Origin of the sequence: Glaciimonas sp. PAMC28666 (assembly GCF_016917355.1) — a bacterium.
Taxonomy (GTDB): domain Bacteria; phylum Pseudomonadota; class Gammaproteobacteria; order Burkholderiales; family Burkholderiaceae_D; genus Glaciimonas.
This window is the reverse complement of sequence record NZ_CP070304.1, coordinates 2929426-2942126: the sequence shown is the minus strand read 5'-3', so window position 1 is coordinate 2942126 and position 12701 is coordinate 2929426. Positions and strand designations below refer to the sequence as shown.

General features: G+C 51.1%; 12 protein-coding genes. 5 read left to right on the top strand and 7 right to left on the bottom strand.

The annotated features are described in order from the left end of the window. Positions 1-151: 151 nt before the first annotated feature. Positions 152-511, bottom strand: coding sequence for a CzcE family metal-binding protein (locus JQN73_RS12620; protein ID WP_205319158.1), 360 nt, complete (start codon positions 509-511; stop codon positions 152-154). A gap of 188 nt (positions 512-699) precedes the next feature. Here JQN73_RS12620 and JQN73_RS12615 point away from each other — a divergent pair, with 188 nt between their 5' ends. Continuing rightward, positions 700-1173, top strand: coding sequence for a MarR family winged helix-turn-helix transcriptional regulator (locus JQN73_RS12615; protein WP_240162249.1), 474 nt, complete (start codon positions 700-702; stop codon positions 1171-1173). 165 nt (positions 1174-1338) lie between these two features. On the opposite strand, the gene cfa is transcribed toward JQN73_RS12615, so the two are convergent. From cfa to JQN73_RS12590, 5 genes are all read right to left on the bottom strand, one after another. Continuing rightward, positions 1339-2538, bottom strand: coding sequence for a cyclopropane fatty acyl phospholipid synthase (gene cfa, locus JQN73_RS12610; protein WP_205319149.1), 1200 nt, complete (start codon positions 2536-2538; stop codon positions 1339-1341). Between the two features lie 496 nt (positions 2539-3034). Continuing rightward, complete coding sequence (locus JQN73_RS12605; protein WP_205319147.1) at positions 3035-3430, bottom strand: PPC domain-containing DNA-binding protein; 396 nt, start codon at positions 3428-3430, stop codon at positions 3035-3037. Beyond that, complete coding sequence (locus JQN73_RS12600; RefSeq protein WP_240162248.1) at positions 3423-4025, bottom strand: PPC domain-containing DNA-binding protein; 603 nt, start codon at positions 4023-4025, stop codon at positions 3423-3425. Before JQN73_RS12600 ends, JQN73_RS12605 begins: the two co-directional genes overlap by 8 nt. Then, a complete protein-coding gene (locus JQN73_RS12595) occupies positions 4022-5665 on the bottom strand; it encodes an acyl-CoA synthetase (RefSeq protein WP_255542233.1) in 1644 nt (547 codons plus the stop codon). Before JQN73_RS12595 ends, JQN73_RS12600 begins: the two co-directional genes overlap by 4 nt. A 49-nt stretch (positions 5666-5714) precedes the next feature. Beyond that, complete coding sequence (locus JQN73_RS12590) at positions 5715-6917, bottom strand: acetyl-CoA acetyltransferase (protein ID WP_205319143.1); 1203 nt, start codon at positions 6915-6917, stop codon at positions 5715-5717. A 29-nt stretch (positions 6918-6946) separates the two neighbouring features. Between JQN73_RS12590 and JQN73_RS12585 the strand changes: the two genes are divergently transcribed. From JQN73_RS12585 to JQN73_RS12570, 4 genes are all read left to right on the top strand, one after another. Then, complete coding sequence (locus JQN73_RS12585; RefSeq protein WP_205319141.1) at positions 6947-7186, top strand: hypothetical protein; 240 nt, start codon at positions 6947-6949, stop codon at positions 7184-7186. Between the two features lie 274 nt (positions 7187-7460). After that, entirely contained in the window at positions 7461-8504 is a 1044-nt protein-coding gene (locus JQN73_RS12580) for a TRAP transporter substrate-binding protein (protein ID WP_205319139.1), read from the top strand. Positions 8505-8515: 11 nt separating this feature from the next. After that, positions 8516-10390 carry a TRAP transporter large permease subunit gene (locus JQN73_RS12575; RefSeq protein ID WP_205319137.1) on the top strand — a complete coding sequence of 625 codons (1875 nt, stop codon included), beginning with the start codon at positions 8516-8518 and terminating at the stop codon, positions 10388-10390. Between the two features lie 205 nt (positions 10391-10595). After that, positions 10596-11369, top strand: coding sequence for an SDR family NAD(P)-dependent oxidoreductase (locus JQN73_RS12570; protein ID WP_205319135.1), 774 nt, complete (start codon positions 10596-10598; stop codon positions 11367-11369). 176 nt (positions 11370-11545) lie between these two features. Here the strand turns inward: JQN73_RS12570 and JQN73_RS12565 are convergent, their stop codons facing one another. Then, positions 11546-12454: a LysR family transcriptional regulator gene (locus JQN73_RS12565; protein ID WP_205319133.1), complete on the bottom strand. Its 909-nt coding sequence runs from the start codon at positions 12452-12454 to the stop codon at positions 11546-11548. Between the last annotated feature and the right edge of the window lie 247 nt (positions 12455-12701).

The window sequence follows — 12701 nt, the reverse complement described above, 5'->3', positions numbered from 1 at the left end:
AAATAGCCTGGAAAAATTGAATGGCAGAAAGAAAATACGTGCTGGCTGTACACGATTATATTGCCGATTGCCTGAATGAGACAGCAATGCCGCGGACACGTTGCCGCGGCATGCACATTACAAGTTACAAATCACAAATTACGCAGCATCGTTATAGTGACTTAACGTCTTGTGCGACATAGACCTTTACCGGTTGCGCAAGCATATTGGCGGGTGCGATCCGATTCAAGTCAAACGATTGAACATTGGTACCAACATCAAAATCCCACGCGAAAGATTTATCGCCGACGACAAACTTGACTGTCTGGCCACCGGTTACGTTGACATATTTAGTACCGGGTTTGATGTTGATAGTTTGCGTCGCGGTGCTTAATGAGCCCGGATCGCCTAAAAACTTAAGCGGTAAATCCGCAGCGAATGAGGAAGAGCAAGCGAGGGCCAGCGCTGATACCACAAGTGAGGTACGCAGGATGCCAGCGGCAGTTAGGGCGGAGATAGAATTATTGGACATGATGTACTCCTTTTTGTTGACTGGTTAAGCTAGATTTGTTCAATTACTTCTGAGGCAATCGATGATTTTAGCTTTGGTACTAGTCGTCACTATTGAAACGATTATCGGTTGCTTCCCGACAAAACCAATTATACGCCATTTACTTTGCATGTTAATATTTAGTATGAAAACAAAAAGTGAGACCAACTATGCCTGAAACACTGCAACAACACGACCGCGACCTCATGCATTTGACAATGTCACTCGGCCAGATAACGCGCGCCTATAAGGTTGCTGCGGATCAAAACGTGTCGTATCTGGGATTGTCACAGGCCACCGCCTGGCCTTTGGTAATGATTGCCCGTCTCGGCAATGGCGTGCGCCCAGGTAGCGTCGCCGATGCTTTGGGATTAGATCCCGCATCGGTGGTGCGCGTGATTGACCACCTGATCGCCGCGAAACTGGTAGAACGGCGGGAAGACCCGACTGACCGTAGGGCAAAATTATTGTATTTGACAGATGAAGGAAGTTGCCGCGTGCTGAAACTGGAAGCAGCACTACTCCCGTTCCGACGTCAGTTATTTACGAATATCGATAGCGCCGACATCGATGCATGCCTGCGAGTTTTTGACGCGCTGAGTGGCGCATTGGCGACATGTCCTGCGCGTAATGACGAGTCATAGACTGGAAAATACAAAAACCGACATTGCAACCATGGCTCGCAACGTCGGCTTTCCTGTTATCAAAAAATGTGGTGAAAATTCCTTGCCGGTAATTCCCTTATTGCCGGGCAGATTGCGTATAAAATAAGCTCAAGCAACGGTTCGGCGGTTGAAGGGTGGCCTGTGTCAGGCTTGCACCTGTTCAGTTTCAGCAGCACCGCGTACCGACCGATAGGTAATCGGACGTCCGCGCTTGCTCAATACAATTTGCCATAACTGACCTTGACCTGAGCGAAAAAAACCCGCGGAAGAAAGTAAGAAATATTTCCACATCCGATAAAAACGTTCTCCGTATTTATCTTTCAGCGTAGGCCACGCTTTATCAAAATTTTCCCACCAAGCCATTAAAGTCAGGTCATAATCGCGACCGAAATTATGCCAGTCATCAATCAAGAAGCGTCCTTCGAGCGCGCAGGATATCTGTTTGGCCGATGGCAAATGGCCATTCGGAAAAATATATTTATCCAACCACACGTCACGCCGCTTCTCGGTCACATGGTTTCCAATGGTGTGCAACAAGAACAGACCATTCGGCTTAAGTAATTTTCCGACCACATCAAAGTAGGTCGCATAATTTTTCGCGCCGACATGTTCAAACATCCCCACCGATACGATCTTATCGAATTCACCGGTAAGCTCTCTATAGTCAGTAAGCGAAATCGTGACAGGAAGTCCAATGCATCGCTCTTGGGCCAACTTCTGTTGCTCTTTTGAAATAGTTACGCCGACCACTTCGACTTGATATTTTTCTGCAGCATAACGGGCGAGACCACCCCATCCGCAACCGATGTCTAACAGCCTTTCACCGGGCTTCAATTCCAGTTTTCGACAAATCAGTTCCAGCTTATGCTGCTGAGCCTCTTCGAGATTTTTTGCATGCTCCCAGTAACCACAGGAATACATCAGGTTCGAATCGAGCATGCATTCAAACAAATCGTTACCGATGTCGTAATGTTGCTCACCAACCTGAAAAGCGCGTCCCTCGGTTTGAAGATTAAAGAATTTTTGCCTTAATATTTCCAGGAAGAACCTGATCTTTGCTGGTCCAACGACTGTCTGCTCGAGGTCATGGCTGGTAATTTTGAAAAAGAACTCGTCAAGCTGCTCGCTATCCCAATCCCCATCCATGTAGGATTCGCCGATACCCAACTCCCACTTGGTGAACATTTTCTGAAAGAAAATATTGTCATGGATTTGCATATCTGATGGTGCGTCTCCGTTCAGCCTGACGCCCGCATGTTCAAACATTTGTTGAATGATTTTCGGGCCATTGGCCTTCAAATCAAGTTTCGCAGAACTCGATCTGTTACTTTTCAGATTGCTCATGTTGCGTCTACCCCGAGTGTAAAATTTCTAATGCCCTCTACTCAACAGCAATTGTGCGTATTTATTAGTAAGTAATTTAATAGACTTATTAATTAAATATGCGCATTACTCATCATAGTGGAGAAATATTCGGCGTGAACAGTTTCTAACTAAAAGTATCGAAAAGATTTTTCAGAGATATTAATCCGCGCACCGAAACACCCCGGTACGACGCATGGCCGGCCGGTGTTGCGAGGCATGCGCCGAGGCGGGTTTCCCAGTGCGGCTCCTCGTCGGTGCGAGTGGTCCGGCAGGTTGCCAGCTATGTAGAAAGTCAGACTGCTGAAATGGAACGGATAAAATAATAGTCTGCCGGACCAGGGTTAGCGGAAGCGATCAAAAAATGTCCGGCGAATCAAGCAATGGCACTCAGATCCATCATATTGATCATCGCTTCTAACATTTCCAATAACCCGAAACCGGCAGGTTCAACGCAGCGGCATGCGAATGGAAGCCGTCATTGCGCGGTCGGAAGCCATTCTTCCAAGGTAACCTCGAAGGTCATGCAGATAGGGTTTGCACCGGCGACAAACGGACCGCCATAGACGTTACCCTCGGGATCTGCAACAACACCCGTCAATGATGCGTTGAGCGAACCGTCATCTTTCGAGCGCACTTCCCCTGCGAGGCTGACGATCTCCACCGCTGGCCCCTTGATCTGAACATATTTTCCGTCCAGCGTACCTAAACACGCATCCACCAGACTTCCCAGCGCCCCGCGTACAAAGGCGTTCTTGAATCCTTCAGCAATACATAGTTTTTCAACGCCGAGCACCAGGTCTTCGTTGGGGGCGATCCGCGCATAAGCGACGCGTCCCATTGAACCGGTTTCAACTACAGTTGCATTATTCATTCGGGCTCTCCGCTTGCGGTTGTAAAAGGGGAATATTCGTCTCGGGATCAAAAGTCACACGTAATTCAAACCCGTCCAGCGAGGTCACCAAAACCGAAATCGGCGACGATCCTACGATACAGGTGTCGGTAATGATGTGGCCGCCCTTGACTGCGCCGCTTTCGGTTCGAATCGCCGCATGACAATGAACGATAGGATGACCATGCTGGTTTTTACCTAGCGTGGCATTCCCGAATATCATGTAAGCGCGCCCCGCCTGAATCGGCTTTGAATAGGCGATCATGGCCTGATGCGACGGGTCCGGAGGTGCCACGCAGTACTCGAGATAATCGAAGTAGCCGCCAAGTATGGTGGTCGAGGCGTTCTTGATCCCGATCTCGATGAGCGGCTTGACGATGGCATCAAACAAACTGAGGCCTGGAACCAGAGTCAGTCGGACGTGCCTGCCACTAGCCGAGTGTCGGCTCTGAATTCGCACCGGATTAAACGGACCGGGATGTAGCATCATGCGTGGACGATGGGCTTGCGATGAGGCCTGAGAGTTTGCGTTTGCGCTCCTGGTTGGACTGGTGTGGTCCGTATCCTTGGTATTCATAGGTGACATTCCCCCTTCGCCTCAAGCAATGCTTTAATTTCCTTCTTAACGATCTTTCCGTAAGCGGATTTCGGCATGTTTTGCCAAAACACAAAGCGGCGCGGCCACTTATATTTAGCAATTCGCTCTTCCAGATGCGCCTGCAACTCGGCCGATTCAACCGTCATGTCGCCTTTGGTCACGATCACTGCAATGCCGCTTTCGCCCCATTTGGGATCGGGCAAGCCGAGCACCGCGACTTCCGAGACTGCAGGATGGGTTAACAGCGCCTCTTCAATTTCACGCGGATACACGTTTGAACCACCCGAAATGTACATATCGGACGAGCGCCCGGTGATAAAAAGAAATCCTTCGCGGTCAACGTGGCCGATGTCCCCGGTATGAAACCAGTCATCCTTGAATGCCTTGGCATTGGCGCCCGGGTTATTGTGATATCCCATAAAGACGGCAAGGCCCCGTACACAAATTTCACCAGTTTCGAATGGGGTTAATTTTTGCCCGCTCTCATCCAGAATAGCGATTTCCATACCGGTACGGGGAATTCCACAGGTACCGACCCGCGCGTGCGGGTCACTATCGTCGTCGGTGTGCATATAAGTTGGCAGAAAAGTGATATTGCCGGTCACTTCGCCCAAACCGTAATATTGCACCAACACCTTTCCGAGTTTTTTTAACGCATAACACTGGTCAGCGCGATACATCGGCGCCCCTGCGTAAATCACATGTTGCAGCGAGCTGTGATCGTAACGGTCGACCGACGGATCTTCAGTCAGAATTTTGACGATAGTCGGCACCGTAAACAAGTTATCTATACGATGCTTCTCAACCAGTTGCCAGGCTTCTTCCGGCACCAGTTTGTCCGTCGCAGGCAACACGCTGGCAGCGCCACGGGCGGTGTTAACTATTGCGTGAATGCCTGCTCCATGCGATAAGGGCGCGACGACCAGAGAACGTGAACGATGTGACAGTCCCGGCAACAAATCCGCCAGATGATTCGTGACGACGAAAGCCATTTGCCCATGCGACAACGTGCCCGCCTTCGGATGCCCTGTCGTGCCCGAGGTATAGAAGAACCATAGCGGATCTTCATATTCCACCTCAACCTCTTCAAACGGCAATGCGTCGATGGACGGACTCGTCGCCAGAGTAGCGTAATCCAGTTCCCCACTACGTGGATCACATAGCGCAATGACATGCGTAAGCGAGGGGGAAACGGCTCTTACCGCATCGACGTAATGCGCCAGACCACGGTCGTACAACATCACAGTCGCGCCGCTGGATTGCCCTAAATAAGCAGCCTCCGGCGGCGTGATCCGCACGTTGGTCGGCACCCATACCAAACCCAGCTTGAACGCGATCCAGGCACTCTCAAAGATCTGCAGGTTGTTGCGGGAATGCACCAAAAACCTGTCACCTTTTTTCACGCCAAGCCGATGTAAGGCATGCGCAACGGCATCAACACGGTCGTTGATTTGCTTCCATGTAGCGATATCGTCGCCAATGATCACTCCTGGCTCATCGGGAAAACGGCGCGCGACATCAGATAATAGCCGCCCCAGATTCATGACTTTCTTTAACATGGTCTCACTCTTGTTGTATGCGCTTGTTGTATGGGCTTGCCGGTTGGGTTGGTTACGTATTCTTATTGCCAGGGCGCTAGCACCGCACGAGTCCGGTGCTAGCGCTTCCTTAAGCGATTCGCTCTAAAATACTCACATAATTGGCTACTGCGGCTCCGCCCATGTTGAATACCCCGACGTATCTGGCATTCGGTATTTGCATCTCGCCAGCGTCGTGGCAGGCCTGCATCGCCGCCATCACATGCATGGAAACGCCGGTGGCACCGATCGGATGACCTTTCGACTTCAAACCGCCAGAAGGATTGATGGGGAGGCGTCCTTCTTTGGTGGTGACGCCATCGAGAATGGCGCGTGCGCCCTGACCCGGTTCGGCCAGTCCCATTGCTTCATATTCGAGCAATTCGGCGATCGTAAAGCAATCATGTGTTTCGACCAGCGAGAGATCATTTAATGTCAACTTCGACTGCGCAAGCGCCTTCTTCCAGGCCAGGCTACCGCCTTCGAAGGAAGTCGGGTCGCGCTTGCTGAGCGGCAGAAAATCGTTGACGTGCACGGCAGAACGAAACTGCACCGCGCGCGGCATGGTTTTGGCCACATCGGCGGCACTAATAATCATTGCGACTGCCCCATCAGAAATCAGCGAGCAATCGGTCCGTTTCAGCGGACCGGCAACGAATGGATTTTTTTCCGAGACGTTGCGGCAAAAATCGAAGCCAAGATCTTTTCGCATATGGGCGTAGGGATTGACTGCCCCGTTTTTATGATTCTTTGCTGCAATGGCGGCTAACGCATCGGATTGATCACCGTAACGATCAAAGTAGGCTTGCGCAATATTGCCGAATACGCCTGCAAAACCACCTGGAATACCTGCCTCCTCTTTGACGTAGGAGCATTTCAGCAATACATCGCCAACCGCCGCTGTCGCCAGTTCGCTCATTTTTTCGTAGCCGATGACCAGCGCATGGCGCGACTGCCCGGACAGAATCGACTGCAAGCCGGAATGAATTGCCGCTGACCCGGTAGCGCAAGCATTCTCGACGCGCACTGCTGGCGTAAAGCGCAATTCGGGGATCCCGTTGAAAATCAGCGAGGAAGGAAAGTCCTGCTGCAGAAAGCCACCGTTGAAGGTGCCGATATGGATGGAACTGATATCGGCAGGGGTCAATCCTGCGTGTGCAATCGCAGCGAGTGCCACTTCTGCAATCAATATTTCGGGATCAAGGGCGTCAAGTTTGCCAAACTTTGAATGGTTCCAACCGGTGATACAGGGAGCTGACGCCGAAGCGGAAGCAGAGAGTGAGGAAGTCGTCATTTGGATTCCTAAAAAGAGTTTTCAGAATAATGCTATGCAAAAACAATGCCAGTTCTATCGCATCATTTCTTCTACAGCGCCTGGCGTTCGAGCATGATCAAACGCCGCCTGATGGCGAAAAAGATGGGGAGAGCGCCAGCGCCGAATTACTTCAATGTTATCCCTTTCAGACGTTAGCGTGGAATGTTGGCGCAATTCGGCCGGGAATGGAGAATGCATACCGCCACCAGCGATCCGGCGATCCGGCGAAATTTGTTGCACCGCAATAACGACAGGTGTTTATTTTGTGCGACACCTGTCGCATAAAATAAACACCTGACATCCTTTGTCCAAATACCATTTTTAGACGAGAATACCTACACTGCGCTGTTAGGAGTTGCGGGGCTGCATAAGCCCCGCGGTAAATACGCGAAAAATCGCCATCGGATTAACCTCCGTGGCAAATCTGGACCTTGGCATCGAAATTGCTAGATTTAATATTATGCAGCGTCGCTACCAAGTTCCAGAGATCATTTAAAACACTAAAATCCAGGAGACAAACAGATGGGTAACCGCATTGGTGTTCTTTCACGCCGCCGTTTTTTGAAGACTATTTCCGCCACATCGGCGATCGCTGCCAGCGGTCTTAGTATGTATTCCACGCAGGCCTTCGCGGCTGCAGAGTTCACCTTGAAGTTTGCCAATAACTTGCCAGTCACGCACCCAATGAATGTGCGGGCTAAGGAAATGGCTGCAAAAATTGCGACAGAATCAAAAGGCCGCGTCGATATGCAGGTCTATCCGAACAGCCAACTCGGTACTGATACCGACATGCTGTCGCAAATCCGCGCTGGTGCCATCGATTACTTTTTACTCTCTCCATTGATTCTTGGCACCCTGGTTTCGGATGCACAGATCAGTGGGATTGGTTTTGCGTTCAAGGATTACAGCCAGGTATGGGCAGCCATGGATGGAGAGTTAGGCGCCTATGTCCGCAAGCAAATTTCTGCCAAGTCGACCTTGTTTGCGTTCGATAAAATTTGGGATAACGGTTACCGCCAGATTACCAACAGCACCCGTCCGATCAATAAGCCGGAAGACTTGAAGGGCATGAAACTGCGTGTTCCGCCAAGTCCACTCTGGACCTCGATGTTCCGCGCCTTCGATGCGGCACCAACCAGTATCAACTTTGCTGAAGTGTACTCGGCATTACAGACAAAAATCGTCGAAGGTCAGGAAAATCCGCTGGCAATCATCTCAACTGCGAAACTGTATGAAGTGCAGAAATACTGTTCCATGACGAACCATATGTGGGATGGATTCTGGTGCCTCGCCAACAAGACATCATTCGAAAAGCTGCCAAAGGATCTGCAGGATATCGTCACGCGCAATATTAACGAAGCGGGACTCAAGCAGCGCGTTGATACCAAGGCACTCAACGATTCACTGGTCGCAGAAATGAAGACTAAAGGTCTGCAATTCAACGATACCGATAACGATGCATTCCGCACCAAGTTGCGCAGCGCTGGATTCTACGAGCAATGGCATAAGAAGTTTGGCGCTGAAGCTTGGGCGATTCTTGAGAAATACACCGGAAAATTGGCTTAATGGACGCCGCTATGACCTATACCACACCGGTCCAAAGCCACTTTCTGGCGCGGCTGCTGGCGACGGTCAACCGCGGCGTGATGCACGTTGTCGCCGCGGTAGCGGCAACGCTAGTCGTGGTCGAAACGCTGATATTACTGATTGGCGTGACCTATCGCTATGCATTACACGATCCGCTGATCTGGTCGGACGAACTGGCTTCAACGTTGTTTATCTGGTTAGCGATGCTGGGCGCGGTGCTGGCGTTAGACCGCGGTGAACACATGCGCCTCACGGCAATCGTAAACAAACTCTCTGAAAAATGGCGAATCTGGTTTGAGACAGTGGCAGCACTGATTGTCTGCATCTTCGTATTGATGATCATCCATCCGGCGATTACCCATGCGAACGATCAGATGGCGATCACTACTCCCGCGCTGGAAATTCCGGACGGCTTGCGCGCGGCAGCATTGCCGGTCGGTGCCATTCTCATGCTGCTGGCTGCAGTTGCACGCATGGCCAGTCACGCTACCCTGAAACAGGTAGGGTCAGCGGTGGCAGTAGTGGGCGTCATTGCAATAGCGCTATACGCCGGAAAACCGCTATTAATGGCGATGGGTAACTATAACCTGATCATATTTTTCGTGGTATTGATCGGGGCTTGTGTCGCTGGTGGCATACCGATTGCGTTCGCATTCGGAACCGCGACCATGGCTTATCTGGCATTAGCCACGAGTGCCCCGATGATGATCGTTGTTAGCCGCATGGATGAAGGAATGTCGAGTCTGATTCTGCTCTCGGTGCCGCTTTTTGTGCTGCTGGGTGCATTGTTGGAAATCAGCGGTCTGGCGCGCACGCTGATCGACTTTATGGCTGCCTTGTTAGGCCATGTCCGCGGCGGTTTGCAATACGTCCTGTTAGGCGCAATGTTTCTGGTCTCTGGTATCTCGGGTTCTAAAGCAGCCGACATGGCAGCAATTGCTCCAGCGCTATTCCCCGAGATGAAAAAACGCGGGGCCAAACCGGAGGAGTTAGTAGCGCTATTGTCAGGCAGCGGTGCCATGACCGAAACGATCCCGCCAAGTCTGGTACTCATCACGATCGGTGCAGTATGTAGCGTATCCATTACTTCGTTGTTCATCGGTGGCCTGATGCCAGCGGTGATTGCTACCATCGCAATCGGCGTGGTCTGTTGGCTGCGGGCACGGCGCGAACCGGCGACCAACATCAAACGTGCCTCGCTGGCTGTCATCGGCAAAACGCTGGTGATTGCCATACCTGCGCTGGCACTCCCTGTGTTAATCCGTGTGGCGGTGATTGAGGGCGTGGCGACGGCGACTGAAGTGGCGACTATCGGCGTGGCTTATACAATCGTGGTCGGACTGGTCATGCATCTGTTTATGCGTCATCTTGATTTCAAACGGATTTATCCAATGTTGGTTGAAGCAGCCACTTTATCCGGCGCGATTCTGTTAATCATCGGCATGGCGACATCAATGGCATGGGCCCTGACGCAATCCGGTTTCTCGGCCAAACTGGTCACGCTGATGCAAGGCGTTCCTGGCGGCGGCACCGGCTTTTTGCTGATATCAGTGGTTATCTTTATCGTACTAGGCAGCATATTGGAAGGTATTCCAGCGATTGTGCTGTTTGGCCCGTTATTGTTTCCTGTAGCGCGTTCATTGGGTGTGCACGATGTGCACTATGCAATGGTCGTGATCCTGTCGATGGGAATCGGCTTGTTTGCCCCGCCGTTCGGAGTCGGCTTCTACGCTGCATGCGCGATCGGAAAAGTATCGCCGGACAAAGTGTTCAACCGTGTCTGGGGCTATTTGGCAGCGCTGGTAATCGCCTTGCTGATAGTCGTTGCGATCCCCTGGATTTCAATTGGCTTTCTTGAGAACTAAGACAGCAATAACCTAGCAGTAACGTGGGAAACACGTAGCAAAGCGCAACAAAAACGTAACAAAAGCGTAAATAAACCACCCTCAACCCAATAGCGAGATTGAAAATTGAAGATTCCAAATTCAGTCTCGACTATTCGACCTCAAAACGGCGGTCTGCCACACATAACCAGAATGCTAAACAGACCGTCAACTTAACGGAGATAAAATGACTGAACAGGATAGCCGCGCCCTTCGGGTGGCGCTGGTGACGGGCGGAGCTATGGGTATTGGTGCAGCAATTGCGGAGCGCCTGGCAATGGACGGGTTGCACGTACTGGTCGCAGATATCAACCTCGAAGCCGCAAACGTCACCGCAGCAAAAATAAACGCATCCGGCGGATCGGCTGCGGCACTTTGCATGGACGTTAGCGATCCGGAAGCGATCGCGCAGACATTTGCCACTATCGAACTGGATTATGGCCGCTGCGATGTGCTGATTAATAACGCCGGCATTGCCAAAACATATGCATTTCTCGACCTGCCGCTGGATGCCTGGCAAAAAACCCTCACCACTAATCTGACCAGTGTGCTGCTCTGCGGACAGCATGCGGCACGGCTGATGCTGCGCCATCAATGGGGACGCATCGTGAATATCTCATCCGTATCCGGGCTACGCGCCGGGACCGGCCGGACCGCATACGGCACCTCGAAAGCAGCGGTAATCGGACTTACCCGGCAGATGGCAATCGAATTGGCCGAACATGGAATCACCGTCAACAGCGTCGCGCCGGGCCCAATTGACACGCCAATGACAGAAGCTCTGCATAGTGCTGAAACACGATTGAGCTTTACCAACGGCATGCCGATGAAACGTTATGGGACACCTGCTGAAATCGCGGCGGCGGTGTCTTTTCTGGCGCGACCTGACGCTTCTTTTATTACGGGTCATGTCGTTCCCGTGGATGGTGGATTTATCGCCGCTGGCGTTCTGAATATATAACGCTAAATGTATGACGTTTAATGTATGACGTTTAATGTATTACGCTGAATGCATTACGCTGGATTAACTTTACGGTCTGGGCTTACGGAAATCGTTCCCGTCACGCTTGCCAAACAAAAATAGGTGGCCGGTATCTGCTACCGGTCCTATTTTTGCGGGCTGCTAAATGCTCTTGTTTATTGCTCGCGAGCCGACTCACTCAAATTTTTCCATGCCTCTTCCGCGGTCGCGATGAATGTGCCTACACACGGATTACGATTTTCCTTATTCCAGATCACGGCCACTTCCACCACTGGCGGGTCGGTCATTTGTTTGAATATGGTCGTCTCCAGATGCATGGCTTGCATTGAACTCGGCACCATGGCGACGCCCAAACCCTCGCCAACCAGATTGACGATAGTCTGCTGAAGGTTAGCGGCCAGTTTGATGCGTGGATGGAAGCCATGCGCCTGGCAGTAATTGACGATCATGTCATATACCACCGGGGCAATGGTGCGCGGAATACTAATGAACGATTCATGGGTCAGATCGCTGGGTGAAACTATTTCGCGATCCGCCAACCGGTGATTTTTTGGCAGTACCAACACCAATGGTTCGCTAAATATTGTCCGGCTGTGCAGCCCCGTGCAGTCTTCCGGCCGGTACATGATGCCGACGTCAACTTTGCTCTCTTTAATGTCGGCGACCAGCAAATTCGGCACGTATTCGGTTAATTGCATATCCACTTCCGGATAGCTCGCGGAATAATGACGCGTTACCGAAGGCAGAATGTTATATGCCGACGACATCATAAAACCGACCATTAAACTGCCGATTTTGCCTGCACTGGTAGACACCGCATTGCGCCTGGCGCGCTCCAGCGCACTAAAAATCTCCGCTGTATCCTTGTAAAAGTTAAGCCCCGCTTGTGTTAGTTGTACATTTCGCTTGCTACGATCAAACAACAAAACGCCCAGATCACGTTCTAGCGCCGCAATTTGCCGCGTCAACGGCGGTTGTGAAATATGCAACAAACCGGCTGCTCGCCCAAAATGCAGGGTTTCTGCAACCGTTCGGAAATAAGTCAAATGGCGTAGTTCTATCATCTGATACCTTTAAGGTATTAATACGGTGACTATATTGTATTGGAAGTAATCAATTAAGCTCGCTATATTAAGTCATACCGTGTGTGTAACGACCGGAGCGATCAAAGCGGCCATTTTATCCGGCATAAGTGCTACAGGTATGTAGAGTTACCATGGCAGCATTCACCAGCGTTGTGGATTCTGGATAGTTTCAAGGGCGCACCGGGTCATAAGCCCGTCCGTCGCCATACATAAAAAATCAGTTTAC

Excerpts from the sequence above, each read along its gene's own strand:
- JQN73_RS12620 (WP_205319158.1), bottom strand. The coding sequence starts at position 511 with ATGTCCAATAATTCTATCTCCGCCCTAACTGCCGCTGGCATCCTGCGT.
- JQN73_RS12615 (WP_240162249.1), top strand. The coding sequence starts at position 700 with ATGCCTGAAACACTGCAACAACACGACCGCGACCTCATGCATTTGACA.
- cfa (WP_205319149.1), bottom strand. The coding sequence starts at position 2,538 with ATGAGCAATCTGAAAAGTAACAGATCGAGTTCTGCGAAACTTGATTTG.
- JQN73_RS12605 (WP_205319147.1), bottom strand. The coding sequence starts at position 3,430 with ATGAATAATGCAACTGTAGTTGAAACCGGTTCAATGGGACGCGTCGCT.
- JQN73_RS12600 (WP_240162248.1), bottom strand. The coding sequence starts at position 4,025 with ATGAATACCAAGGATACGGACCACACCAGTCCAACCAGGAGCGCAAAC.
- JQN73_RS12590 (WP_205319143.1), bottom strand. The coding sequence starts at position 6,917 with ATGACGACTTCCTCACTCTCTGCTTCCGCTTCGGCGTCAGCTCCCTGT.
- JQN73_RS12585 (WP_205319141.1), top strand. The coding sequence starts at position 6,947 with ATGCTATGCAAAAACAATGCCAGTTCTATCGCATCATTTCTTCTACAG.
- JQN73_RS12580 (WP_205319139.1), top strand. The coding sequence starts at position 7,461 with ATGGGTAACCGCATTGGTGTTCTTTCACGCCGCCGTTTTTTGAAGACT.
- JQN73_RS12575 (WP_205319137.1), top strand. The coding sequence starts at position 8,516 with ATGACCTATACCACACCGGTCCAAAGCCACTTTCTGGCGCGGCTGCTG.
- JQN73_RS12570 (WP_205319135.1), top strand. The coding sequence starts at position 10,596 with ATGACTGAACAGGATAGCCGCGCCCTTCGGGTGGCGCTGGTGACGGGC.
- JQN73_RS12565 (WP_205319133.1), bottom strand. The coding sequence starts at position 12,454 with ATGATAGAACTACGCCATTTGACTTATTTCCGAACGGTTGCAGAAACC.